Origin of the sequence: Hyunsoonleella rubra (assembly GCF_042684665.1) — a bacterium.
Lineage (GTDB): Bacteria > Bacteroidota > Bacteroidia > Flavobacteriales > Flavobacteriaceae > Jejuia > Jejuia rubra.
In genome coordinates this window covers 428,778-454,062 of record NZ_JBHULY010000005.1, presented here as the reverse complement: position 1 = coordinate 454,062, position 25,285 = coordinate 428,778, and the positions used below count along the sequence as shown (strand labels likewise).

Here is a 25,285-nt window from a genome sequence, read left to right as displayed (position 1 = left end):
GTGGTTTTTTTATGCCCAAAATCCACTATCTTTAGTGAAAAAAGAAGATGCTATTTCGTAAACAAATCCTTTGTGCCTTTTTATTGTTTTGCTTTTTTGGCCAAGCCCAGAAGGATCAAAATGAGTTTTGGAAAAACGTTAGATATGGTGGTGGAATTGGTCTCAATTTTGGCAATGGCTTTTTTGGGGCTACTATTGCACCGAGTGCCATTTACCAATTTGACGAACAATTTGCTTTGGGTGTTGGATTGAATGCTACTTTCAACAATCAAAAAGATGTTTATAAAACCACCGTTTTGGGCGGTAGTCTTATTGGCCTTTATAACGTTATACCCGAAATACAACTTTCTGGTGAATTTGAACAACTCAATGTAAGCCGAAGGTACGACATCAATATCAATGCAACTGACGACAATTATTGGTCGCCCGCCCTATTTCTCGGGGCTGGATATAGAAGTGGCAACATAATTGTTGGAGTGAGATACAATGTGCTTCATGACAGCGACAAAAGTATTTATATTGACCCTTGGGTACCTTTTATTCGGTTCTTCTTTTAAGACTAAAGAGGCAAAAACGCACGGCCAGATTTTACGCTAAGGGCCAAATCCCTTATGGATTTTGTTTGCAATTGTTCTATGATGTGGTTTCGGGAAACACTCAAGATGTCATGTAGCGGACAAGGTTTTCCTTCATTACAATTTTCCAAACTTAATAAACAGGACGTCAGCCTCTTTTCACCATCAATTACTTTAATGATACTGATAATTGAATGTGCCAAATCTTCATCGCTTAAATAGAATCCACCTTTCGGGCCTCTGGTGGAAGAAATAATACCCTCTTTTGCCAAAGCCTGCAACAATTTTGCAACATAAGCCTGAGGCACGTTTATCGGATCCGAAATATCCTTTACACTTACTTTATTTTCGGCACTAGAATTCAAGGCCAGGAAAAGTACCGCTTTTACAGCATATTTAGATGAATTTGAAAGCATACTCGAAAATAATCAAAATCCATTACATAAAAAAAGGATGTTTTTATCCTAAATATGATTTTAATCATATTTTTTTCAAGTGCAGCTATCTATTTTTGCTGGATTAAAGGCTATTTATTATGAAAACACTAAAACTAATTTCTGCACTTTGTATTATGTTAATCCTCAGTTGCGGTGGCAAAGAAGAGAAAAAGAAGGAAAAAATAAAACTTCCCACAAAAACAGAAAAAAAGGTAGATAATACTGCAAAAAAAATACCAGCATCCAAAACCGTCGACCTGAATAACAAAGGTATTGGGTCCATCACATCTTTAACACTTCCCGCAGAGATAGATCAAGCTATGGCAACCAAAGGCGCCGATGTATTTAAAAAATTGTGTACAGCCTGCCATCGCGCGGATAAGAAATTTATCGGACCTGCGCCTACAGGAATTTTGGAGCGTCGTTCCCCTGAATGGGTCATGAACATGATTTTAAACCCCGAGGAAATGACCCAAAAAGATCCTCTAGCTAAAGCTTTATTGATTGAATTTAACGGCTCTCCCATGGCAAATCAAAATCTAACTGAGGAAGAGGCCAGGGCCGTATTGGAATATTTTAGAACACTCAAATAACTAAATATGAAAACTCTAAAACATCTGTGTTTCCTTTTTATGGTGACAGCATTACTCTGCGCTTGTAAAAATGAAACCAAAGCAACTTCTTCGACCTCTACAGACACAAATTCTGAAGCACCATCCGAAAAAACAGGACAAGCCTTTATTCAGGATGATGAAGGGACACCTAATTGTTTGCAAATTGCCATAGGTTCACCTGACCATAAAACTCTTGTAGCCGCAGTTCAGGCGGCTGAGGTAGAAAACGCACTGGTAAATGTTGGCCCGCTTACAGTTTTTGCACCCACAGACGCGGCGTTTGCTGCCCTTCCTGAAGGCACCGTGGAAAATTTAGTGAAACCTGAAAACAAAGCCACTTTGGCCAATATCCTTAAATACCATGTCACTCCGGGAAATTTAAGCACTACCATTTTGACCAAGCTCCCAAAACTGGGGCAAGCCAACAATCAATATGTAAAGGTTGAAGTTGTGGATGGGAAACCGGTAATTGGTGGCGCAAATATTTTGGGTACCGTCAAGGCCGGTAACGGCGTCGTGCATGTGATTGATAAAGTATTGTTACCTCCATCTGAATAACCACTATTTCTAACTAAAAAATATAAGACATGAAAACCATATTAAAATCAGTTGTTGCCATACTTTGTTTGCTGGTTGCGGTAACCAGTTGCAACACCACTTCCAAAAAAAAATCAGGTGCACTTGCTGGCAATGTAGCTGAAAAAGTTTACGTTGCCCCAGGGGAGCATGACGAGTTTTACGCCTTTATTTCCGGGGGATTCAGCGGACAATTATCTGTGTACGGATTACCTTCAGGAAGGCTGTTTAAAGTAATTCCAGTATTTTCACAAGATGCCGAAAAAGCATGGGGCTATAATGAAGAAACCAAGCCCATGCTGAATACTTCCCACGGGTTTGTACCTTGGGACGATTCACATCACCCCGATATTTCACAAACCAATGGTGTTATCGATGGGCGTTGGGTATTTATTAACGGAAACAACACCCCCCGTATTGCAAAAATCGATCTATCCACTTTTGAAACGACCGAAATTATAGAAGTACCTAACAGTGCAGGTAACCACAGTTCTTCTTTCGTTACTGAAAACACAGAATATGTGGTAGCAGGAACCCGTTTCTCTGTACCGATTCCTCAAAAGGATATGCCTATTAAGGACTATAAAGGCAACTTTAAAGGTGCTTTAACATTTATTTCCGTAGAGCCAGAGCACGGACACATGGACATTAAATTCCAGTTGATCATGCCCGGTTTTGATTATGATTTATCACATCCAGGACGTGGTAAATCTCATGGATGGTTCTTCTTTTCTACCTATAACACTGAAGAAGCCAGTACGCTTATGGAGGTAAATGCCTCACAAAATGACAAAGATTTTATTGCGGCCGTAAACTGGAAAAAAATCGAGGAATACGTGAATAACGGCGGTGGTAAAATGATGCCATCCAATTATGCACATAACGTATATGATGAAAGTACACACATGGCCACTTCAACCATAAAAAAAGAAGTGCTTACCGTAAATCCTTTGGACGTTCCAGGAGCTGTATTTTTGATGCCAACACCAAAATCGCCTCACGGATGTGACGTTGACCCAAGCGGTGAATACATTGTAGGAAGCGGTAAACTGTCTGCAAATTTAACAGTGCATTCATTCACCAAAATGTTGGATGCGATTAAAAACAAATCCTTTGCTGGTGATGCCTACGGTATTCCAATTATAGATTTTGATGCCTCATTGGCTGGTGTGGTAGAGCAACCAGGATTAGGTCCACTACATACTGAATTTGACGGCAAGGGAAATGCCTATACCACATTCTTTATTTCTTCTGAAGTTGTAAAATGGAAGCTGGGTACTTGGGAAGTTGTGGATAGACAACCATGTTACTATTCCGTCGGGCACTTGATGATACCAGGTGGTAACTCACAAAAGCCATTCGGGAAATATGTGGTAGCCATGAACAAAATTACCAAAGACCGCTATTTACCTACCGGTCCAGAGGTTACCCAATCCGCTCAACTATATGATATCTCGGGCGACAAAATGGAACTCTTGTTGGATTTCCCAACAGTTGGCGAACCCCATTATGCCGCAGGATGTCCAGCGGATTTAATAAAACCCCGTTCAAAAAAACTGTTCAAATTAGAAGAAAATAAGCATCCGTATGCTACTCTAAATGAAGCCGACACAAAAGTGGTGCGCGATGGCAACACGGTTCATGTCTACATGACAATGATTCGCAGCCATTTTTCTCCCGACAATATTGAAGGCATTAAAGTTGGAGACAAAGTCTATTTCCATGTTACAAATTTGGAACAAGACTATGATGTACCCCATGGTGTAAGTATGATTGGAGCCAATACTTCAGAATTATTGATTATGCCAGGGCAAACCGAAACGTTTTTATGGGAGCCAAAACAAGTTGGCGTTTGGCCATTTTATTGTACAGATTTCTGTTCGGCGCTACATCAGGAAATGCAAGGCTATGTTCGCGTATCCTCCGCCAATTCCAACACGCCTTTAAAATGGTCCCTAGGGGAAGACATAGAGTAAATTCTGGGAGATTTTTGTTTTAGTGTTTATTTCCCATTTTAGGCGAGAGTGAAACTCTTTGCTCTCGCCTTCTTTTTTTAAGAATCAAAATAAACTTCAACAATGAAACGGTCTAATATCATCATGCTTATCGCAGCCATCCTACCTTTGGGACTATTTCTATTCCCACTATGGCGCATTACATTGGAAGCCCCACAGTATCCCATTCCTTTGGCCATGAATATTCATATTAATGATTTTTCGGATGTGCATCCACACGACATCAAGAACATCAATTTGATGAATCACTACGTGGGCATGAAATACATCCCGGAGGCCATTCCAGAGTTTAAAATTTTCCCAATTGGGGTTATTATCACCACCATTATCGGACTCATCATCGCTTTCAAAGGCAACTACAAATGGTTTTTATATTGGTTCATTTTAATGATTTTACTGAGTGGCGCAGGACTGTATGATTTTTATTTATGGGAACACGATTACGGCCATGATTTAGACCCGAAAGCCATCATGAAATTTACAAACCCAGATGGCTCAATTATGGGCTTTCAACCTCCATTATTTGGGAGTAAAGACATCTTGAATTTTACCGCACACTCTTATCCTAGGTTGGGAGCATTGTTTTTAGGCCTTGGCATAGCCTCTTCTTTCTTTGCCTATTTAATTGGAAAAAAAAGACATAAGAAAACATAACCCTCTATATTTTGAAAACACTAAAAAACACTAAAAATGAAACGTTTAATCCACTTTTGCATATTTGGACTACTACTGTTGGTCTTAAATTGCAACTCAAGCCCACAGCCTATAGATTACGGCAATGACGGTTGTCATTTTTGCAAAATGACGATAGTCGACAAGGTACACGCCGCAGAAATTGTGACCCAAAAAGGAAAGGTGTACAAATTTGACGCCACCGAATGCATGGTCAGTTTTATGAAAGAATTTGATACCACTCAAATAAAGCTGTATCTGTCCAATGACTATAATACACCTGAAGCGCTGATCGACGCTACTAAAGCCACATTTTTGATCAGCGAAAACATCCCAAGCCCCATGGGTGCTTATTTATCTGCATTCAAAACAAAAGATGAAGCCGAAAAAACCTTAGCAAAAAAAGGAGGCCGATTGTATACCTGGGACCAATTGTTGGTAAAATTAAAAGGTTAGTTTCATGAAAAACATCCTTGCTTTCATATGGGTCATCACAATGACCGTTACTGGTTATGCCCAACAGATTGAAGTGTGCAACACCTGCCCTATCGCTTCAATCAAGGAGGCTATTCTGGTGGCAAAGGATTATGATACTGTCCAAATTAAAAAAGGCCATTACAAAGAGCATGATATTATTGTGGATAAACCCCTAACCCTGATCGGCGAAAACTACCCCATAGTTGATGGAGAATCTAAAGGCGAAATTATAACGGTAGTTTCAGATGATGTTACAATCGACGGACTATTTATCATAAATGTTGGTACCAGTTATACCGAGGATTATGCCGCCATTCGTATAAGGAAAAGTAAAAATTTCACGCTTCAAAATTTAGTTTTGGAAAAACTGTTTTTTGGCATTTACATTGAAAAATCAAACCATGGTAAAATCTACCACAACAAGGTGATTGGTGATGCCGTTGAAGAGCATAATTCAGGAAATGGCATACAATTGTGGTACAGCAATCATATTGAAATTGAACATAATTATGTGGAGCATGTGCGCGATGGTATTTATTTGGAATTTGCCAATCACTGCTTAATAAAAAACAATGTGAGTGCCGAAAATTTGCGATATGGCCTTCATTTTATGTTTTCGAATAATGACACATACCAAAACAATATTTTTGAAAACAATGGTGCCGGTGTAGCCGTTATGTTTTCAAAACAAATAAAAATGTTTGACAATATTTTTCGAAAAAACTGGGGCACGGCGTCTTATGGCATGCTCCTAAAAGAAATAAACGATGCCGAAATAAAAGGCAATACTTTTGAGGAAAACACCATCGGCATTAACATTGAAGGTTCCAACAGAATTAACTATACCAACAATGATTTTAAAAACAACGGTTGGGCAGTCAAAGTGCGCGGTGCCTGCTACGGCAATGCATTTATGGGCAACAATTTTTTGTATAATTCCTTCGATATTTCATACAATAGCAAAGTGAACGACAACAGTTTTGACAGGAATTATTGGAGTAATTATACGGGATATGATTTGGATAAAGATGGCATTGGCGATGTACCATATCGGCCGGTAAAATTGTTTTCCTATATTGTCAATAAAACTCCAGAAACCATTATTTTGCTAAGAAGTCTGTTCATCGATTTAATTGATTTTTCTGAAAAAGTCTCACCTGTTTTCACTCCAGACAATTTACTGGATCAGTACCCTCTAATTAAAAAGGCAACATGGTAAGTATTCAAAATCTACATAAGGCATATCAAAAGAATACAGTGCTAGCCGGCATAGACTTGGACATCAACAGTGGTGGTATTTTTGCCATATTGGGACCAAACGGATCAGGAAAAACCACGTTGATTAAATCGATCTTGGGCATGGTGATTCCAAAAAAAGGAACCATTTCGGTACTTGGCAAAAACATTAAAAATGATTCTGAATACAGGCATCAAATCGATTACCTTCCTCAAATCGCAAACTTTCCGAACAACCTTAGAGTTAAGGAACTCATCAAAATGATAAAGGATTTAAGAGGACGAACTGAACTTCACAAGAATCTCATAAAGCTATTTAATTTAGGACCTTTTTTAGACAAAAAACTAGGAACTCTATCGGGTGGCACCAAACAGAAAGTAAATATCGTTTTAACCTTTATGTATGACAGCCCTTTGATTATTTTAGATGAGCCAACTACAGGACTCGACCCTATCTCGTTGATCCATTTAAAAGAACTGATTCAACATGAAAAAGGAAAAGGAAAAACGATTTTAATCACATCCCACATCATGAGTTTTGTAGAGGAAGTTGCCAATGAGATTGTGTTTTTATTAGAAGGTAAAATTCATTTTAGAGGCACAATCAACGCCCTAAAGCAAAAAACAAATCAACAGGATTTTGAGCGCGCAATGGCCAACATTTTATCAGAAAAACATGTTTAAAATATTAAAATATAGCTTTTATGATTTAATGCGTAGCCGTTGGAGCTACATTTATTTGGCATTTTATTTATTGCTCGGTTTAGTGCTACTCTTTTTAAACAACGACCTTTCAAAAGCGGTTATCACCTTAATGAACGTCATTATCGTTTTGGTGCCATTAATCGGGACAATTTTTGGCGTTATGTATTATTACAATTCCAGGGAATTTACCGAACTTTTGCTGGCACAACCTTTAAAGCGTTCCTCTATATTTTTAGGTCAGTATCTGGGTGTGGCCATCTCATTATCCATGAGTTTGATTTTGGGCTTGGGCATTCCCTTTATGCTGTACGGCCTTTTTGAAAGTGCAGCGATTTGGGATTTTTCATTGTTGTTAATTACTGGATGCTTTTTGACATTTATCTTTACCGCTTTGGCATTCAACATAGCCCTTTCCAACGAAAATAAAATCAAGGGGTTTGGTTTTGCTATCCTGCTTTGGCTGTTTTTGGCGGTTATCTATGACGGTATATTTTTAATGTCTTTAATTCTGTTTGAGGAATATCCCTTGGATAAATTTTCATTGGTGGGCACCATGTTGAATCCAATTGATCTATCAAGAACCTTGATCCTCCTCAAGCTAGATATTTCTGCATTGCTGGGTTATACAGGAGCCATTTTTAAAAAATTCTTTGGCACCAGGTTTGGTCTCATCATCTCATTTTTTATGCTTTTTCTTTGGGTCGTATTGCCCACAATTCGCATCGTATTTAAGTCCAGAAAAAAAGACTTTTAATGATGTTCGGGCATTATCTCATACGTATTGTTCTGCCAGTTTAGAAAATGACATAGCCATAAAATCTTGCCTCTCAACATGGAATCTTTAAAACTCCCTATTTCGCTAACAAAAGTCAGTTTATTTAAGATTAATTAGTCCGAAATTTGCGAGGTGATCATACAACTGTTACATAAAACCACAGCTCTCATACTAACCATAGCATTGTTAGCCAATAACATTAATACTGTTATTATTGTTACTGATTTTGTTATCAATCAAGATATGATAGCTAAGACCTTATGTATTCAAAAAGAAGAGCAAAAAGGATGTAATGGCAAGTGTCAACTGCATAAAGAACTCAAGGAAAACAATGCAGATAAAAGTTCGGACAATCCACTGCAAAATCCAGAGCGCAGGAGTTTAGACGTGTTTGTCGTGGTGAGTTTGCCCCAAAATCAACAAGAACACATTGCACTAGATGATACTTGGGAAAATCAAGTAGATTTCCGTCAGCAAGTTCCCGTTCACCCGTTTTACGATATTGATACACCTCCTCCTAATTTAAGCTAGTTTTTTATCGGCGCGCTACATGCGCAAAATTCCCTTTAAATGTGAAGCGTTTTGCCTTCACTTGGAATATTATGTTTTAAAACAACTTAAATTACAATCAAATGAAACTTAAATATTTTTTACCACTCGTGCTATTTGCACTTGTGTTTTCATGTTCAACAGACGACACTAACGACCCAACACAGGTAAATGAAGTAGAGGATCTGTCCCTGATTCAAACAATAGTCAACGGCGACCAAACCATTGAACTGTTTAATAAAAAAGGCATGTTTGAAACGGGCTACAATGCCATAAGCATCAGAATAAAGGACAACACCACCGACACTTACGTTGAAGATGCTTCTTTATCATGGATGCCCATGATGCAAATGCCATCCATGCAACACTCATGCCCAAAATCTGCTATCAAAAAAGCTGACGGAAAAAACACAGTTTTCGAAGGTTTTATAATATATCAAATGACAAATATGGATGGTTCAGGCTGGTCTTTAACCCTGGATTACAGGATTGATAATGTGGACTATAGCGTCACCAAAACCATTGAGGTGATGCAATATAAAAATCAGAACATAGCCAGTTTTATGGCCTCTGACGATACACGCTATATTTTGGCTTTAATAGAACCCAAAGACCCAAGTATTGCAATTAATGAGATGAAGGTTGGCTTATTTAAAATGCAAAATATGATGACCTTTCCTGTTGTTGAAGGTTACACCATCACGCTAGATCCGCGAATGCCGGGAATGGGAAATCACAGTTCCCCAAACAATACAGATTTAACATTCAATAGTACCGATAATTTCTACTACGGTGATTTATCTTTAACTATGACGGGCTATTGGAAACTCAACCTTAAACTGATGAACGCCAACGACGATGTTTTAAAAGGTGAAGATGTTACTGAAAAAAATGAGGCAAGTAGCCTTTATTTGGAGCTAGAGTTTTAATCTCAGAGTCCGAGCGCGAACTAAACTGTAAAATTATGGAGTTGTCGAGAGAATTATTTCCCTCGACAATTCCAATTTGCAGATATCTTTTTAACGCATATAAAAAACATTAGCTATGAAACGGCTAATCACTTTACTTTTTTGTTTGCTGGCCTCAACCATTGGTATTTCTCAAGAAAGGGAAACAAAAAAGGATACAACAAAACTCGAGGAGGTTGTTATTGTTACAAGGCAAAAGTTAAGCAACTACAGACAAGAAAAAACCTTATCAAGTATTGACGATTATCTTGAAAAATCAGATAAAGTTACCATGATAAAACGTGGCAACTATGCTTGGGAGCCGGCTGTAAATAATATGGTTAGCGACCGATTGGTAGTGACCATAGATGGCATGCAAATTTTTGGCGCCTGTACTGATAAAATGGACCCTATAACCTCTTATGTTGATGTGTCAAACTTAGAAAAAGTAACCATTGGATCTGGTCAGGAAGGAACTGAAAATGGCCATTGTATTGGGGGAGGCATCGATTTGCAACTACCTACTTCAAAATTCAATAATTCTGGTTTAAAGACCAGTGCTGATTTGGGATATGAAACCAATGGTAATTTCTTGGCTACTGGATTAGATTTGGAATATGCTAGTACTGATTTTTTTATAAATGCTGATGGCATTTTCAGGAAATCCGAAAACTATGACGCCAGTGGCAATGAAGAAGTGCTGTTTTCGCAATTTCAAAAGTATAACATATCGTTGCAGTCAGGATATAAACTTTCTGAAACCCACAGTGTGGATGCCAATATTATTTATGACAGGGCTACGGATGTTGGCTATCCTGCGTTACCCATGGATGTATCCTTGGCTGAAGCTTTAATCACCTCATTAACGCACCACTATCAACCTAAAGACAAAGGCCTAGAATCAATTGAAACCAAATTATACTTTAACACCATTACGCATATAATGGATGACAGTAAACGTCCCGATGTACCCATCCGTATGGATATGCCTGGATGGAGCGATACTTTTGGGTTTTATAGTAAAGCAGAAGGGGTAAAAGATGTACATCATTTAACGTTGAACCTCAATGGGTTTTATAATCGTTCGTTAGCAGAAATGACGATGTTTTCAAACAACCCTAATGAACCCGATATGTTTATGTACACCTGGCCGGATATCAGAACCCTCTACACCGGTTTATTTGCCAAAGACGATTGGCATATTAGCAACAACAAAATACTCTCAACTTCCTTAAGATTAGGCTACCATAGTAATAGAATAGCCAAAAAAGTTGGGGTGCAAAGCCTTCAAATATTCCATCCCAATATCGATGATAAACAAAACCGTTTTTTAATGAGTTTAGCATCAGCATATCATTTAAACAATAAAATCAACAATACGTCTTTTGGTATTGGCTATGGTGAACGCGCCCCATCAGTTAGCGAGGGCTATGGTTTCTTTTTGTTCAACAGTTTTGATAACTATGATTACATTGGAAACCCAAATCTTAAAAAAGAAAAGAGCATAGAGATAAATGCTAAGACTAAATTTCATCTCAAAAATTTAGAATTAGAAGTAGCTTCATCGTTTTTTTATATATCAGATTACATCATAGGAGAGATAGATCCCTCGGCCAGTTCCATGACCATTGGCGCTAACGGCGTAAGGCTTTACAAAGGTTTGGACAATGCTTCAATATTCAATTTGAATTTAAATGCAAACTATGACTTCTCAAAGAAAATTTCTTTTAATAGCTCTTTAGGATACAGCCATGGAAAGGGCAGTAATGGTGAAAACTTACCTTTGATAAAACCATTTTCTTATTTAGCCGAAATAAATTATAGTACCCCAAAATTTAATGTCGCATTACAACTTGAAGGCAATGGCAACCAAAGTGATTACAGCGGATTTTATGGTGAAGACGAAACTCCTGCCTACGGTATTTTAAACCTTAACTTGGGTAATATATTTTACTTGAATAGCAATAAATTAGTGGTTAAATATGGTATTGAAAATATTTTTGACACCCACTACTCTACCTACGCAGATTGGAACAATATTCCTCGACAAGGCAGAAATTTCTATGTGAATGCCTCTTGCATCCTATTCTAGGATTAACTATGGATTAAGAACCTAACAAAAATCATACTTTGAAGTTTTCTGAATGAATACTTTTGAAACACTCAAATAAAAGATAAAAATATCTTTTATTGTTTAAAACTTATAATTATGAATACCATAGAGAACAAAACAGTAGCCGAAGTAGTTGCCGAAAATATAAAAACAGCACATGTTTTTAAAAAACACGGTATAGATTTTTGCTGTGGCGGAGGCATTACTATTGAAAAAGCTTGCGAGAAAAAACAATTGGACTACAATACGATTAAATCTGAATTATTAGATGTAGATAAAGTGCCAAAAGCTTATGATTATAATTCTTGGAAGCTCGATTTTTTAATCGACCATATTGTAAATATTCACCACACATACGTGCAAGAATCGATTCCTCTTATTCTTCAATATTCAAATAGGGTAGCGCAAGTGCATGGGCATCATTATACCGAAGTAGTTGAAATCAATAAACTTTTTATTGAGGTCGCCAACGAATTGAATGATCACCTTAAAAAAGAAGAGACGATATTATTTCCATACATCAAACAATTACTTCAGTTTAAAAAAGAGGAAAAAGGATACCTCCAACCACCATTTGGTTCTGTAAATAATCCTATTAGTGTTATGGAGCATGAACACGAATCCGCGGGTGATATTTTTAAAACTATCGCGCAACTTACAAATAACTATACGCCACCTGAAGGCGCTTGCAATACGTTTAGAGCTTTATACGCAAAACTGGAAGAATTTGAACAGGACCTGCACCAACACATACACTTGGAGAATAATATTTTACATCCAAAGGCTATTCAATTGGAGCACTCGTTTCAATAAAAATTATGTTAGGTTAAAAGGTATGGTTTAAGAATATTTGTTTCTGAACCATACTTTTTGCCATTCACGTTTTAGAATTAAAAAGGCCACATCCTCAGCAAGTTTTACAGTGTCATCCCCATCCAAAGCTCTAACCGCTTTTTCAGAAACATCAATGATATAGAGTAAATTAAGGTATTCCGTAAATTTTTCCTGTATCAGTTGATAAACCGTTTCGTGAAGCATTAATTTCAAACTTGAGGGTAAAACATCTTCATGAAATTCCAAATCGATATTGGCCAGTAAAAAATCCTTATTGATTTGACGGACAAGCTTTTGGTATAAATCCAAATGGGTAGCCTTTTCAATTAGGCTATCAAAGGTTTCGGGCAATTGCATTTATACAGTTCGGTTCATCAGGTTCGTTCCAAAAGCTTTTAAAAGTGCTTTTTTCTCTTCAGAGATATTGAGGGATTCCAATCCTGAAAATGCCAAAGACGTATAGTCTGCAATGGCCTGTTTTGTAGCGTCGGAAGCACCTGAATCCACAAAAATCTTCTTAGCAACATCAACTTTCGTTTCTGAATCTTTCGGTGCTGTCGAAAACAAATCCGTTAGTTTTATTTTATCTTCATCTGAAGAGAATTCTAAAGCTTTTAAATACAAATAGGTTTTTTTGTTTTCGATGATATCGCCACCAACCTGTTTTCCGAACGTCTTTGGGTCGCCAAACGCATCCAAATAATCATCCTGTAATTGAAATGCAATGCCTAGGTTTTTCCCAAACTCGTAAATACTGTTTTGATCTTCAACAGACGCATCGGCAACAATAGCCCCCATTTTCATCGCTGCTCCAACCAAAACAGCCGTTTTGTATTCAATCATTTTTAAATACTCAGGAATGGTAACGTCGTTTCGGGTTTCAAAATCCACATCGTACTGTTGTCCCTCGCACACTTCTAGAGCTGTTTTACTAAACAACTTGGCCAAGGCCTGAAATGTTTCTGGCTCGTAGTATTCAAATAACTGATAGGCCATAATTAACATAGCATCTCCAGAAAGAATACCCGTATTCACGTCCCACTTTTCATGCACTGTTTGCTGACCTCTTCGCAATGGGGCATCGTCCATAATATCATCGTGTACCAAGGAAAAATTATGAAACACCTCAACACTCAAAGCGGTATTTAGAGCTTCTTTATAATTACCATCAAAAACATCAGCAGTCATCAAAGTAAGTACCGGCCTTAAGCGTTTGCCCCCCAATCTCAAAATATAACTGATGGGCTCGTACAAGTTTTTGGGCTCTTTTTCGGTGGAATATGCCTTTAAAAAAGCTATAAATTCCTGTTGGTATTTTTCTATGGAAAGCATCACACAAAAATAATGGAATTCAATTTATAAGTGAAGTCAATTTAAAAAAGTTCAAAAAGAATGTCCTCGCGACTCCAAAGTAAAACGTCATTGAATTGAACCGAATGTTAAATAATTATTAAAACTATGGAAACTTTTTGGGTTTTTAAAGTTTCCTGATGTACTTTTGCTCCCGATTATGAGAGACAAGATACTTCATGGTGCTACAGAACTGTTTTTGAACTACGGGTTTAAAAGCGTTACTATGGACGATATTGCCACTAGTTTGGGCATGTCCAAAAAAACCATTTACCAGCATTTTGATAACAAAACCAAATTGGTAGAAGCCACAACCATGGCTTTATTTGAGGTAATTTCGGCGGGTATTGACGGCATTTGTGAGATGGAAAAAAACCCGATAGAAGAGGTTTACAGCATCAAGCAATTTGTAATGCAACACTTAAAAGATGAAAAATCTTCGCCTTTGTACCAACTTCAAAAGTATTACCCTACCATTTTCAAAAACTTAAAGGACAGGCAATTTTGTGTCATGCAAGATTGCGTAATAGATAACTTAAATAAAGGGGTTGCACTCGGTTTGTATAGAAAAGACCTTCATTTAGATTTCATCTCGAGAATCTACTTCAACGCAATGGTCGTCATAAAAGATGATGATTTATTCCCACGGGATAAATTTTCCATCCCCATGCTGATGAGCAATTATCTAGAATATCATTTACGTGGCATTTGCACTCCAAAAGGCCTGGCCTTTTTAAACAATTACATCAATTCTAATCAATCATAAAATGAAGCACAAACTGATTCTATGCTTTGGTTTATTATTCTTGTTCATTTCTAACGCACAAGAAAATCCACGAAGTTTTTCACTGGATGAGGCCATTGCTTATGCATTGGAAAACAACAGGAACATTAAGAATGCAGACCTGAGTATTTTGGCCGCTGAACATCAGGTTTGGGAAACCAAGGCTCTTGGTTTGCCCCAAATTAATGGTAGTGTTGATTACACCTTCAATGTGGTAAGACCAATTGAACCTGTAGCAGGCGACCCGTTTTCGTTCTTTTTTCCAAAACATCAATTGACGCCAAGTGTTACCCTAAATCAATTAATCTTTGATGGTGGTTACCTAGTCGGATTGCAATCCAATAAGGTGTTCTTGGAAATTTCCCAAAACGCCAAGGACAAAACGGTAAACACCATAGAGGCAAACGTGGTAAGCGCATATAACAATGCTTTATTGACTAAGGAAAGTATAGAAATCACCAAAAACAATATCAAGGTTTTATCGGACAACCTAGAAGAAACCAAAAAGATATTTGAAAACGGACTAACTGAAGAAGAAGACGTTGAGCAATTGCAATTAACACTCTCCAGCTTACAAAATAACCAAAGAAGTTTAGAGACACTTTATGGTATTTCAAAAGGGTACTTAAAAATATTGCTCGGCATTGACCAAAGTGAAACTATCGAATTAACGGATACTTTGGAATCCCTTGTTGTGGAAAATATTTCTTTGAATTTGATTAGCGATACACATCCAATAAGCAACAATATTGACTACAAAATAGCCGCTAATGATGCCGAAAGTAAACGATTGGTATATAAACTGGAAAAGTCAGAGCAACTTCCAAAGGTAAATGCGTTTTTGAATTCAAATTACCTGGGTATTTCTGAATCATTTGGCAATTATTTTAAACCTGAACAGGAATGGTTTTTCTCTACGGCCACTGGTGTTAGTATCAAGTTTCCCATTTTCAGCTCTTTTGGAAAAAAATCAAGGAGACAAAGGGCAAAAGTTGAGTGGGATGTGGCAAAAAATGACCTGATTATTATGGAAAATCAGTTGACCCTTGAATTTAAAAATGCCAAAAACGAATATCAATTAGCCATTGACACCTACGACAATAAGCAGAAGAATTTGGCGCTTGCCGAAAAAATCGAAAGAAAAAATATCATAAAATTTAAAGAAGGTATTGCCAGTAGTTTTGATTTAAGACAAGCTCAGACCCAGCTATATAGTAGCCAGCAGGAATATTTGCAATCCATTATTGACGTCATCAATAAAAAAGCGAATCTTAAAAATCTATTAAATCTAAAATAATGACCACCATGAAATATACAGTTTTTACATTATTGGCCGCCATTTTACTGACTTCTTGTGGTGGTGACAAAAACAAATCGGTTGAAGACATTATAGCTTCAAAGGATTTAGAACAAATTCGACAAAAGAAAGCTGAATTAGATGCTTCGGCATTAGAGATTGCAACCCAATTAAAGCTCTTGGAAAAGGAAATCAAAACTCTAGATCCGTTGGAAAAAATACCGCTAATCACAACATTTGATGCCAGGGAAACAGAGTTCAATCACTTTGTGGAACTTCAAGGAAACGTAAGCACAAAACAAAATGTGGTCATAATGGCGGAATATGCCGGAGTACTTTCTAAGGTTTATGTAAAAGAGGGACAAAAGGTAAGCAAAGGGCAAACGTTAGCAAAAATTGATGATGGTGGTTTAAGCCAGCAACTGGCTCAGGCCAAAATTCAAGCAGATTTGGCTAAAACTACATTTGAACGGCAAAAGCGCTTATGGGACCAAAAAATTGGTAGCGAGATTCAATATTTACAAGCCAAGTCTAATTATGAGGCACAGGAAGAAATGGTAAACCAGATTCGACAACAGGTAGGCAAAACCTTGGTTCGCGCACCTTTTTCGGGGACAATTGATGATGTAATTACAGACCAAGGTAGCGTGGTGGCTCCTGGGCAATCTCAACTGTTTAGAATTGTGAACTTGGATGACATGTACATTGAAACTGACGTGCCAGAACGTTATGTTGCAAATATTGTTCCTGGGAAATTGGTTAAAGTAAACTTCCCCGTTTTAGGCAAAGTTATCGACGCCAAGGTACGCCAAGCTGGAAACTTTATAAATCCCGACAATAGAACGTTTAAGGTTGAAGTGGCGCTTCCGAAGAACGATGCCTCCATTAAACCAAACCTTACGGCAAAACTAAAGATTAATGATTACACCAATGAAGAAGCGATTTTGATTCCACAGAGTATCATTTCTGAAAATGCCGAAGGCGACCAATACGTTTACACAATTTCTGATAAACAGGACAAAATGGCCAAAGCAAAACGTACCATTATTACAACTGGAAAAACTCAGGGAGATGATATCGAGGTACTTTCGGGTATTACCAACGGAGACGAAATTATTATGGAGGGTGCCAGAAGTGTGAAGGATGGACAAGATGTGAAAATTTTGGAACTGGAAACTGCTAACTAATCCATAGACCAAGGAGCAATGACAAAAGATTTAAAAAACAAAAAAGTAGATAAGGAATTTCCGTTATCGTCATGGGCTATTAATAACAAAACCACCATGTATGTTTTAATAGCTGTGATTTTGATGCTGGGAGCTGGGGCCTATTTTAGCATGCCACGCGAGAATTTTCCAGAGGTGAAGGAAACTAAAATATATATTAGTTCTGTATATCCAGGAAATACGGCAGAGGATATAGAAAAACTTATTACCGACCCCATCGAGGATAAATTAAAAACGGTAAGCAATGTGGTCGAAATCACATCAACCTCCCAGGAGGATTATTCACTTGTGGTTGTTGAGTTTGATGAAAATATTACGGTTGAAGCCGCAAAGCAAAAGATAAAGGATGAAGTAGACACCGAAACCTCAAGCGAAGACTGGCCTACATTTAATGGTGCGAAGGTAGAACCTAATATCTTCGATTTAAGTATGTCCGAAGAAATGCCAATTCTCAACATAAATATTTCTGGAGACTATCCTGTAGATAAGCTCAAAGAGTATGGTGAATATTTAGAAGATGAAATCGAAAGTTTACTTGAAATCAAACAAGTGGATATTCGTGGTGCTCAGGAAAAAGAGGTGGAAGTAGCTGTAGATATTTATAAGATGATGGCAGCACAGGTTAGTTTTAGAGACATTACAGATGCCATCAGAAATGGGAATGTGACCATATCAGCTGGTAATTTAATCGCAAGTGGCCAGAGGCGTACAATTAGAATTATTGGTGAAATTGAATCTCCTAATGAGCTTGAACGCTTTGTGGTTAAATCCGAAATGGGCAACTCCATTTACCTCAAAGATGTGGCAACAGTCAATTTTAGGGATAAGGATAAAACCACTTACGCCAGAGAGTTTGGCCATCCAGTGGTAATGCTTGATGTAAAGAAGCGCGCCGGCGAAAACATGGTTGTGGCAGCAGACCAAATCAAAGTAATTGTTGAAACCGCCATTGCAAATGTGTTCCCACCCGATTTAGAAGTTACGATATCCAACGATCAGTCTTCAAAAACCATAGGCCAAGTAGATGATTTGGTAAACAATATCATCTTTGGGATTATTCTGGTAGTTACGGTGTTAATGTTCTTTTTAGGGTTTAAGAATGCGCTGTTTGTGGGCTTTGCTATCCCAATGTCCATGTTCATGTCGTTAATGATTTTGAATACGCTTGGCTACACCATGAATACCATGATTTTGTTTGGTTTGATTATGGGGCTTGGGATGCTCGTGGATAACGGTATAGTGGTAGTAGAAAACGTGTATCGTTTGATGAGCGACGAGGGCATGAGCCGCATAGAAGCGGCTAAAAAAGGTATTGGAGAGATTGCATTCCCCATTATAATTTCAACCGCAACCACTGTAGCTGCCTTTATTCCTTTGGGGCTTTGGCCGGGCATTATGGGAGAATTTATGATTTATTTTCCAGTAACCCTTTCGGTGGTTTTAGGGTCTTCCCTGTTCGTGGCCATATTTTTTAACTCCGTATTAGTATCGCAATATATGACAACGGAGGATAAGGAAATGCCCCTTCAAAACATTATTAAAATATCTGCGATTGTAGGCGGTATTGGTTTACTAATTATGATTTTTGGTGGCGAAAACCGTGCCTTCGGAAGTTTAATGGTGGTTGCGATAATTTTACTTTGGATATACCGCCTGTTTCTGCGCTCATGGGCCAATGGCTTTCAAAACAAAGTATTGCCAAAATGGGAGTGCTTCTATGAAAAGATATTGCGCAGTGCCTTAAGTGGCAGAAAGCCGGCATTTATTGCCATTGGCACTGTAGTACTTTTATTTATTGCTTTTATGGGATTTGGTGCCTCAGTTGGAAGTCAACGTACCAAAGTAGAGTTTTTCCCTGACAACACACCCAATCAAATCATTGTTTATATTGAATATCCCGAAGGCACGGACATCGAAAAGACTAATGCGATTACCAAGGATATAGAGGAACGCGTTTATAAAATCTTAAACGAAGAGGCCTACTTGAAAGGCGACTTCAATTTCCTGACTGAAAGTGCAGTATCCCAAGTGGGTGCGGGTGCCGGAAATCCACAAACTGATGGTGGCTCCCAAGCAGAAATGCCCCACCGTGGCAAAATAACGGCCACCATGCGCGAGTATAAATTCAGGGATGGTGCCGACAGCAACGTTCTCTTGAAAAAAGTTCAGGAAGATTTGCAAGGCATTTACCCCGGTGTAGCCATTTCCGTTGAAAAGGATGCCGTCGGCCCTCCTGCAGGATATCCTATCAACCTAGAGCTGGAAGGCAATGATTACAGCGAACTGATTGCCACTGCTGAAAAAATGCGTGATTTCATCAATTCTAAAAACATCCAAGGTATAGATGAGTTAAAAATTGATGTGAATAAATCCAAGCCCACAATGCAGGTAGAGGTGGACCGGAAAAAGGCGGGCGAATTAGGCGTTAGCGCAGGACAGGTAGGTACCCAATTGCGTAATTCAATTTTTGGAGAAAAAGCCGGAATCTATAAAGAGGATGGTGAGGATTATGATATTTATGTGCGTTTTAATGAAGAGAATCGCTATAACACCAGTGCGATTTTTAACCAAAGAATCACCTTTAGGGATATGGCTTCTGGTAAGATTAAAGAAATCCCTGTATCTACAGTGGCCAAACAAAAGAATAATTCTGGATTTAGTGCTATCAAACATCGGGATGTGCGTCGTGTAGTTACCTTGTATTCGGCATTGGCCCCAGGGTATACAGATGCAGGGGCTATCGTTTCAAAGATTCAAAATGAAATGAAAAGCTTTACTGAAAAGCCAGATAGTGTAAAAGTAGATTACACTGGTCAAATTGAAGAGCAAAACAAGCAGATGGCCTTCTTGATGGGGGCGTTCTTCACGGGATTAGGTTTAATTTTCTTTATTCTGATTTTCCAATTCAATTCAGTTTCAAAACCTGCGATAATTATGCTGGCCATCTTCTTGAGTTTAATTGGCGTATTTGGCGGTATCGTCATCACTGGAAGCGCATTCGTAATTATGATGACCATGATGGGGATTATCTCGTTGGCCGGTATTGTGGTGAACAATGGTGTAGTGTTATTGGACTACACACAACTACTTATCGACCGGAAAAAGGTATTGTTGGATTTGGAAGATGAGCAATATTTACAGCAGGACGATTTAATTGAAGCCATTGTAAAAGGTGGTAAGGCACGTTTGCGACCTGTATTGTTAACCGCCATCACCACCATTTTAGGGTTAATCCCATTGGCAACAGGCTTCAATATCAACTTCTTTACCCTATTGAGTGAATTCAATCCAAACATTTATATGGGAGGTGATAACGTAATTTTCTGGGGACCTTTGGCGTGGACTGTAATTTATGGTTTATTCATAGCAACGTTCTTAACGTTGATTGTGGTACCGATACTGTTTTTCTTATCCACTAAATTCAAAATGTGGTTGTTCAAGAGGCGTAATGCTGAGGCAGGTCTGGTTTCTACTCAACAGGAAGTATTTAATGTTTCCGAGCGTTTAGAAGGAGCATAAAAAATTGTCTTTAATTGTTGTTTGACTAACTCGATTAATAGCGGGAAGGAGCCACAGTTTTTGTGGCTCTTTTCATTTTTTGGATTTAGAGAACAACAGTGTCCCTCCTAATATGGAGGGAGTAAGGGAGGTGTTAGCCAACACATTTTACTTGGTTCAAATAATTACGCACCCCTCACTCCCCTCTTTTTAGAGGAGACACTCAAACCTCAATAAATTCGGCAAATTCGATGCATAAAAACATGATTAATCCTCTAACTTACGTAAATTTGCACCTCAATTTTCACGACAATGTACAGAAGTCATACCTGTGGCGAATTAAGGGCGTCACATATCAATACGGAAGTGACCTTAGCCGGATGGGTGCAAGGCGTTAGGGACAAAGGATTTATGGTGTATGTGGATTTACGGGACCGCTACGGCATCATACAATTGTATTTTGACGAAGAGCAAACCCAGGTCGCTTTATTAAAAAAGGCTCAAAAATTAGGGCGCGAATTCGTGATTCAAATTAAAGGCAAAGTTCAGGAACGGGCCTCAAAAAATCCAAACATCCCAACAGGTGACATCGAAATTTTGGTTTCGGAATTGACCATTTTGAACGAAGCCCTATTACCGCCTTTCACTATTGAAGATAAAACCGATGGTGGTGAGGATTTACGGATGAAATATCGCTATTTAGACATTCGGAGAAATCCAGTAAAGGACAGTTTGATTTTTAGACATAAGGTAACACAAGAAGTTCGAAATCACCTTTCAAACGATGGATTTATCGAAGTGGAAACACCCTATTTGATAAAATCTACGCCTGAAGGAGCTCGTGATTTTGTGGTACCTTCTAGAATGAACGAAGGTCAGTTTTATGCACTACCACAATCACCGCAAACTTTCAAACAGTTGCTGATGGTTGGTGGCATGGATAAATATTTTCAGATTGTAAAATGCTTTAGGGATGAGGATTTGCGTGCTGACAGACAGCCAGAATTCACTCAGATTGATTGTGAAATGGCATTTATTGAACAGGAAGATATTTTAAACACTTTTGAAGGACTGACACGTCATTTACTCAAGGAAATCAAAGGAATCGATATTGATAAATTCCCAAGAATGCAGTATGACGATGCCATGCGCTTGTACGGCAACGACAAACCCGATATTCGTTTTGGAATGCAATTTGGGGAGCTTAATGAAGTTGCACAGCATAAAGATTTCAATGTTTTCAATAAAGCGGAATTAGTCGTTGGAATCGCCGTTCCCGGAGGTAACAGCTACACCAGAAAAGAAATAGACAAACTCATTGATTGGGTAAAACGTCCACAAGTTGGTGCGCTTGGTATGGTCTATTGCCGTTGTAACGAGGATGGCTCTTTCAAATCTTCCGTTGATAAATTTTATGATCAAGACGATTTAGCAAAATGGGCAGAAGTCACTGGTGCTAAAACAGGTGATTTAATCTGTGTGCTTTCTGGTGAAAAGCATAAAGTCCGTACCCAACTCAGCGCACTAAGAATGGAATTGGCAGAGCGTTTGGGCTTACGCAAGCCGGATGAGTTTGCTCCTTTATGGGTCATGGATTTTCCGTTGCTCGAATGGGATGAAGAAACGGAACGTTACCACGCCATGCACCACCCATTTACGGCACCTAAACCTGGTCAAATTGAATTATTAAAAACCGACCCAGGAGCAGTAAAAGCCAATGCCTACGATTTGGTATTAAACGGCAACGAAATTGGCGGTGGCTCTATAAGAATTCACGATAAAGCGACCCAATCCTTAATGTTCGATTATTTAGGCTTTACGCCAGAAGAAGCCAAAGCGCAATTTGGTTTCCTAATGGATGCCTTCCAATATGGCGCGCCCCCACATGGTGGTCTGGCCTTCGGACTGGATCGATTGGTAGCTATTCTCGGCGGACAGGAAACCATCAGGGATTTCATCGCATTCCCAAAAAACAATGCGGGACGTGATGTGATGATTGACGCTCCCGCTCCAATCGATGATGACCAATTGGAAGAATTGAGCTTAAAATTGAATTTAAAATCTTAAAAACTAAATCCCGTTAATGCGGGATTTTTTGTTACTTTTATTTCATTCACATGAAACAATTTTTTCTACTTGTAACGCTGGTGTTGTCATCGATTGTATTCTCACAAAATATAACTGGGGAACAACTCTTGGAAAAAGCCATCGCATATCACGACCCAAATAGCAATTGGGACAGCTTTAAAGGTGAACTTAACATCACCATGGAAATCCCCGAAAAACCCAATCGGGATAGTGAAATCCTCATCGATTTGCCAGGGCAATATTTTTCACTGACTTCCAAGGTAGAAAACGACGCTACAAAGTATTTTATACACAAAGACAGTATCACTGTTATTTTTAATAGTGACAAAAGCCCTTCCGATTCCATTATAAAAAAACATAAAAAGCGGGCGCAATTTTTCAAAAACTACTATACCTATTTGTACGGTTTGCCAATGAAATTGAAGGATCCGGGCACAATTATTCATAATGAAGTGCAAAGCAAAACCTTTAAAGGCAAACCCTATTGGGTGTTAAAAGCAACTTATGAAGAATCGGTGAGCAAGGACATTTGGTATTTTTATTTCAACAAGGAAAATTATGCCATGGAAGTGTATCAATTTTTCAGGGATGAATCCAAAAATGATGGGGAGTATATTTTATTGACCAAAGAAGAAATTACCAATGGCATCAAAATGCCGAAAGTGCGGGCTTGGTTTATGAACAAGGACGATAAATATTTAGGTACAGACATTTTAAAATCACGCGGACAACCATGAAATTTAGAGCCCTTTTACGAAAATTTTTAATCTGGAAATACAAGCATATTTCTGAGCGTCAGTTCATCTATATACTTAGTATTTTGGTTGGGTTTTTGGCTGGAATGGGCACCGTAGTACTTAAAAACCTGACACATACCATAAGGTATCTTTTTAACTTATATGTTTTTAAAGATTACCAAAGTTCACTCTATTTTATTCTTCCTATTATCGGGTTGTTATTGGTGTACATCATCAAACAGACCTGGCTAAAAAAACACATTGGTCATGGGATTTCGACCACCTTACATGCCATTTCAAAATTGAATGGCATTATTCCAAGATATAATATTTACGCCGCCTTGATTACCGCACCGCTTACTGTGGGTTTTGGTGGTTCAGTCGGGTTACAGGGCCCTGCAGTTAGCGTTGGTTCAGCATTGGGTTCAAATGCCGCTCGTTTGTTCCACATGAACACAAAAACGCGACTATTACTCATTTCATGTGCGGCTGCCGGAGCTATGGCGTCTATGTTTAAAGCACCCATTGCGGCGATTATTTTTGCCATTGAGATTTTTAGTTTGGACATTGCCTTTGCCTCTCTGATACCTCTTTTGTTGGCTTCCGTTTCTGCGGTGGTTACTTCCTATTTCTTTCTAGGAACAGATGTGCTGCTGCGCTTTGAACTTACGGACGAGTTTCAAATTAATGACCTCGGTTTTTATGCGGTCTTAGGAATTGTTACGGGGTTGATGTCGGTCTATTTTTCAAAGATTTTCTTCAGCATTACTGGTTTTTTCAAGCGGTTTGAAAGTCGGGCAAAGCGATTGCTTATCGGTGGTTTGGCCATTGGTACTATGCTCTATGTAATTCCGCCACTTTACGGTGAAGGTTACGGCGTAATGAACAACCTGTTAAAAGGCGACCATATTGCCGCAATTGGGACTACACCGTTTAATTTGGACTTGGAAAATATTTGGATAGTTATAGGCCTACTTTTAGGTATTACTATTTTTAAAGCCATCGCGATGACCACCACTTTTGGTGCAGGGGGCGTTGGCGGGGTATTTATCCCCACTTTGGTAATGGGCAGTGCATTGGGGAATGCCTTTGCAAAAGTCATCAATAATTTAGGAATAGATTTCAGTGTATCTGAATCCAATTTCACCTTAATTGGGATGACGGGGCTTATGGCTGGGGTACTACATGCGCCACTTACCGCTATTTTCCTAATTGCCGAAATCACCGGTGGTTATGAATTGTTTGTGCCTTTAATGCTCGTGGCGGCGATTTCATTCTCGATCACCAAATATTTTGTATCCCATTCCATTTACACCTTGAAGTTGGCAAAACGTGGCGAACTGATAACCCACGACAAAGACAAAAACGTACTGATGATGTTGGAAATCGATAAGGTAATCGAGACCAATTTCATTATCCTAAAACCAGAAATGAAACTGAGGGAAGTACTGGAAAATGCTGTCGCCAAATCATCGCGAAACCATTTTCCTGTGGTAAATAAAAACCATGAATTTTTAGGTGTGATCCGGCTGGATGATATCCGTCACATGATGTTCAATACCGATTTATACGATAAAGTAGATGTAGAAAGCCTGATGCATGCGGATGCGGGCATTATCCATTATGAAGAGGATTCCATGAACGACATCATGAAAAAATTCAAGACCAGTGGCGCATGGAATTTGCCAGTTATTAAAAAAGGGAAATACTATGGCTATATTTCAAAATCAAAATTGTTAACGGCTTACAGGCGACAGTTAATTAATGTTACGCAATAGAC

The 25,285-nt window shown here is 38.5% G+C and carries 23 protein-coding genes; 20 read left to right on the top strand and 3 right to left on the bottom strand.

The window, feature by feature from the left end:
* Positions 1 to 47: 47 nt before the first annotated feature.
* A complete protein-coding gene (locus tag ACFSR8_RS02890) occupies positions 48 to 557 on the top strand; it encodes an alpha-ketoglutarate decarboxylase (RefSeq protein WP_380288841.1) in 510 nt (169 codons plus the stop codon).
* Positions 558 to 559: 2 nt separating this feature from the next.
* Here ACFSR8_RS02890 and ACFSR8_RS02885 read toward each other — a convergent pair whose 3' ends face one another.
* Entirely contained in the window at positions 560 to 991 is a 432-nt protein-coding gene (locus ACFSR8_RS02885) for an RrF2 family transcriptional regulator (protein WP_380288838.1), read from the bottom strand.
* Positions 992 to 1,107: 116 nt separating this feature from the next.
* Between ACFSR8_RS02885 and ACFSR8_RS02880 the strand changes: the two genes are divergently transcribed.
* From ACFSR8_RS02880 to ric, 12 genes are all read left to right on the top strand, one after another.
* Positions 1,108 to 1,605 (top strand): c-type cytochrome, encoded by a 498-nt coding sequence (locus ACFSR8_RS02880; RefSeq protein ID WP_380289381.1) that lies wholly within the window; start codon positions 1,108 to 1,110, stop codon positions 1,603 to 1,605.
* A gap of 6 nt (positions 1,606 to 1,611) precedes the next feature.
* The gene (locus ACFSR8_RS02875) at positions 1,612 to 2,184 is read left to right on the top strand and encodes a fasciclin domain-containing protein (RefSeq protein ID WP_380288836.1); all 573 of its coding nucleotides are present in this window, start codon (positions 1,612 to 1,614) and stop codon (positions 2,182 to 2,184) included.
* 29 nt (positions 2,185 to 2,213) lie between these two features.
* A complete protein-coding gene (nosZ, locus tag ACFSR8_RS02870) occupies positions 2,214 to 4,178 on the top strand; it encodes a Sec-dependent nitrous-oxide reductase (protein ID WP_380288834.1) in 1,965 nt (654 codons plus the stop codon).
* A gap of 102 nt (positions 4,179 to 4,280) precedes the next feature.
* On the top strand, positions 4,281 to 4,871 hold the full coding sequence (locus ACFSR8_RS02865) for a hypothetical protein (RefSeq protein WP_380288832.1): 591 nt from the start codon (positions 4,281 to 4,283) through the stop codon (positions 4,869 to 4,871).
* A 36-nt stretch (positions 4,872 to 4,907) separates the two neighbouring features.
* On the top strand, positions 4,908 to 5,345 hold the full coding sequence (locus tag ACFSR8_RS02860) for a nitrous oxide reductase accessory protein NosL (RefSeq protein ID WP_380288830.1): 438 nt from the start codon (positions 4,908 to 4,910) through the stop codon (positions 5,343 to 5,345).
* Positions 5,346 to 5,349: 4 nt separating this feature from the next.
* Positions 5,350 to 6,585: a nitrous oxide reductase family maturation protein NosD gene (locus ACFSR8_RS02855; protein WP_380288828.1), complete on the top strand. Its 1,236-nt coding sequence runs from the start codon at positions 5,350 to 5,352 to the stop codon at positions 6,583 to 6,585.
* Positions 6,579 to 7,286: an ABC transporter ATP-binding protein gene (locus ACFSR8_RS02850; RefSeq protein WP_380288827.1), complete on the top strand. Its 708-nt coding sequence runs from the start codon at positions 6,579 to 6,581 to the stop codon at positions 7,284 to 7,286. Before ACFSR8_RS02855 ends, ACFSR8_RS02850 begins: the two co-directional genes overlap by 7 nt.
* Positions 7,279 to 8,061 (top strand): ABC transporter permease, encoded by a 783-nt coding sequence (locus ACFSR8_RS02845; RefSeq protein WP_380288825.1) that lies wholly within the window; start codon positions 7,279 to 7,281, stop codon positions 8,059 to 8,061. The genes ACFSR8_RS02850 and ACFSR8_RS02845 overlap by 8 nt, the downstream gene beginning before the upstream one ends.
* A 264-nt stretch (positions 8,062 to 8,325) precedes the next feature.
* Positions 8,326 to 8,613 carry a hypothetical protein gene (locus ACFSR8_RS02840; RefSeq protein ID WP_380288823.1) on the top strand — a complete coding sequence of 96 codons (288 nt, stop codon included), beginning with the start codon at positions 8,326 to 8,328 and terminating at the stop codon, positions 8,611 to 8,613.
* A gap of 101 nt (positions 8,614 to 8,714) precedes the next feature.
* Complete coding sequence (locus ACFSR8_RS02835; RefSeq protein ID WP_380288821.1) at positions 8,715 to 9,560, top strand: hypothetical protein; 846 nt, start codon at positions 8,715 to 8,717, stop codon at positions 9,558 to 9,560.
* Between the two features lie 115 nt (positions 9,561 to 9,675).
* Complete coding sequence (locus tag ACFSR8_RS02830) at positions 9,676 to 11,670, top strand: TonB-dependent receptor domain-containing protein (protein WP_380288819.1); 1,995 nt, start codon at positions 9,676 to 9,678, stop codon at positions 11,668 to 11,670.
* 117 nt (positions 11,671 to 11,787) lie between these two features.
* Positions 11,788 to 12,504, top strand: a complete 717-nt coding sequence (ric, locus tag ACFSR8_RS02825; protein WP_380288817.1) for an iron-sulfur cluster repair di-iron protein — start codon at positions 11,788 to 11,790, stop codon at positions 12,502 to 12,504.
* A gap of 27 nt (positions 12,505 to 12,531) precedes the next feature.
* Here ric and ACFSR8_RS02820 read toward each other — a convergent pair whose 3' ends face one another.
* Complete coding sequence (locus tag ACFSR8_RS02820) at positions 12,532 to 12,882, bottom strand: hypothetical protein (RefSeq protein WP_380288815.1); 351 nt, start codon at positions 12,880 to 12,882, stop codon at positions 12,532 to 12,534.
* Positions 12,883 to 13,857, bottom strand: coding sequence for a polyprenyl synthetase family protein (locus ACFSR8_RS02815; RefSeq protein ID WP_380288813.1), 975 nt, complete (start codon positions 13,855 to 13,857; stop codon positions 12,883 to 12,885).
* A 178-nt stretch (positions 13,858 to 14,035) separates the two neighbouring features.
* Here ACFSR8_RS02815 and ACFSR8_RS02810 point away from each other — a divergent pair, with 178 nt between their 5' ends.
* The 7 genes from ACFSR8_RS02810 (at position 14,036) to ACFSR8_RS02780 (ending at position 25,283) form a co-directional block, all read left to right on the top strand.
* Positions 14,036 to 14,641 carry a TetR/AcrR family transcriptional regulator gene (locus ACFSR8_RS02810; protein WP_380288811.1) on the top strand — a complete coding sequence of 202 codons (606 nt, stop codon included), beginning with the start codon at positions 14,036 to 14,038 and terminating at the stop codon, positions 14,639 to 14,641.
* A gap of 1 nt (position 14,642) precedes the next feature.
* The gene (locus ACFSR8_RS02805) at positions 14,643 to 15,956 is read left to right on the top strand and encodes a TolC family protein (protein ID WP_380288809.1); all 1,314 of its coding nucleotides are present in this window, start codon (positions 14,643 to 14,645) and stop codon (positions 15,954 to 15,956) included.
* Between the two features lie 8 nt (positions 15,957 to 15,964).
* Positions 15,965 to 17,143, top strand: a complete 1,179-nt coding sequence (locus tag ACFSR8_RS02800; protein ID WP_380288807.1) for an efflux RND transporter periplasmic adaptor subunit — start codon at positions 15,965 to 15,967, stop codon at positions 17,141 to 17,143.
* Between the two features lie 18 nt (positions 17,144 to 17,161).
* The gene (locus ACFSR8_RS02795) at positions 17,162 to 20,701 is read left to right on the top strand and encodes an efflux RND transporter permease subunit (protein WP_380288805.1); all 3,540 of its coding nucleotides are present in this window, start codon (positions 17,162 to 17,164) and stop codon (positions 20,699 to 20,701) included.
* Between the two features lie 291 nt (positions 20,702 to 20,992).
* The gene (aspS, locus tag ACFSR8_RS02790) at positions 20,993 to 22,747 is read left to right on the top strand and encodes an aspartate--tRNA ligase (protein ID WP_380288803.1); all 1,755 of its coding nucleotides are present in this window, start codon (positions 20,993 to 20,995) and stop codon (positions 22,745 to 22,747) included.
* 50 nt (positions 22,748 to 22,797) lie between these two features.
* Complete coding sequence (locus ACFSR8_RS02785) at positions 22,798 to 23,505, top strand: DUF6503 family protein (protein WP_380288801.1); 708 nt, start codon at positions 22,798 to 22,800, stop codon at positions 23,503 to 23,505.
* Positions 23,502 to 25,283, top strand: a complete 1,782-nt coding sequence (locus tag ACFSR8_RS02780) for a chloride channel protein (protein ID WP_380288799.1) — start codon at positions 23,502 to 23,504, stop codon at positions 25,281 to 25,283. The genes ACFSR8_RS02785 and ACFSR8_RS02780 overlap by 4 nt, the downstream gene beginning before the upstream one ends.
* The last annotated feature ends 2 nt before the right edge of the window (positions 25,284 to 25,285 follow it).

Bases quoted from the DNA above. Each gene is read 5' to 3' on its own strand.
- ACFSR8_RS02890 (WP_380288841.1), top strand. From the start codon at position 48: ATGCTATTTCGTAAACAAATCCTTTGTGCCTTTTTATTGTTTTGCTTT.
- ACFSR8_RS02885 (WP_380288838.1), bottom strand. From the start codon at position 991: ATGCTTTCAAATTCATCTAAATATGCTGTAAAAGCGGTACTTTTCCTG.
- ACFSR8_RS02875 (WP_380288836.1), top strand. From the start codon at position 1,612: ATGAAAACTCTAAAACATCTGTGTTTCCTTTTTATGGTGACAGCATTA.
- nosZ (WP_380288834.1), top strand. From the start codon at position 2,214: ATGAAAACCATATTAAAATCAGTTGTTGCCATACTTTGTTTGCTGGTT.
- ACFSR8_RS02865 (WP_380288832.1), top strand. From the start codon at position 4,281: ATGAAACGGTCTAATATCATCATGCTTATCGCAGCCATCCTACCTTTG.
- ACFSR8_RS02860 (WP_380288830.1), top strand. From the start codon at position 4,908: ATGAAACGTTTAATCCACTTTTGCATATTTGGACTACTACTGTTGGTC.
- ACFSR8_RS02855 (WP_380288828.1), top strand. From the start codon at position 5,350: ATGAAAAACATCCTTGCTTTCATATGGGTCATCACAATGACCGTTACT.
- ACFSR8_RS02850 (WP_380288827.1), top strand. From the start codon at position 6,579: ATGGTAAGTATTCAAAATCTACATAAGGCATATCAAAAGAATACAGTG.
- ACFSR8_RS02845 (WP_380288825.1), top strand. From the start codon at position 7,279: ATGTTTAAAATATTAAAATATAGCTTTTATGATTTAATGCGTAGCCGT.
- ACFSR8_RS02840 (WP_380288823.1), top strand. From the start codon at position 8,326: ATGATAGCTAAGACCTTATGTATTCAAAAAGAAGAGCAAAAAGGATGT.
- ACFSR8_RS02835 (WP_380288821.1), top strand. From the start codon at position 8,715: ATGAAACTTAAATATTTTTTACCACTCGTGCTATTTGCACTTGTGTTT.
- ACFSR8_RS02830 (WP_380288819.1), top strand. From the start codon at position 9,676: ATGAAACGGCTAATCACTTTACTTTTTTGTTTGCTGGCCTCAACCATT.
- ric (WP_380288817.1), top strand. From the start codon at position 11,788: ATGAATACCATAGAGAACAAAACAGTAGCCGAAGTAGTTGCCGAAAAT.
- ACFSR8_RS02820 (WP_380288815.1), bottom strand. From the start codon at position 12,882: ATGCAATTGCCCGAAACCTTTGATAGCCTAATTGAAAAGGCTACCCAT.
- ACFSR8_RS02815 (WP_380288813.1), bottom strand. From the start codon at position 13,857: ATGCTTTCCATAGAAAAATACCAACAGGAATTTATAGCTTTTTTAAAG.
- ACFSR8_RS02810 (WP_380288811.1), top strand. From the start codon at position 14,036: ATGAGAGACAAGATACTTCATGGTGCTACAGAACTGTTTTTGAACTAC.
- ACFSR8_RS02805 (WP_380288809.1), top strand. From the start codon at position 14,643: ATGAAGCACAAACTGATTCTATGCTTTGGTTTATTATTCTTGTTCATT.
- ACFSR8_RS02800 (WP_380288807.1), top strand. From the start codon at position 15,965: ATGAAATATACAGTTTTTACATTATTGGCCGCCATTTTACTGACTTCT.
- ACFSR8_RS02795 (WP_380288805.1), top strand. From the start codon at position 17,162: ATGACAAAAGATTTAAAAAACAAAAAAGTAGATAAGGAATTTCCGTTA.
- aspS (WP_380288803.1), top strand. From the start codon at position 20,993: ATGTACAGAAGTCATACCTGTGGCGAATTAAGGGCGTCACATATCAAT.
- ACFSR8_RS02785 (WP_380288801.1), top strand. From the start codon at position 22,798: ATGAAACAATTTTTTCTACTTGTAACGCTGGTGTTGTCATCGATTGTA.
- ACFSR8_RS02780 (WP_380288799.1), top strand. From the start codon at position 23,502: ATGAAATTTAGAGCCCTTTTACGAAAATTTTTAATCTGGAAATACAAG.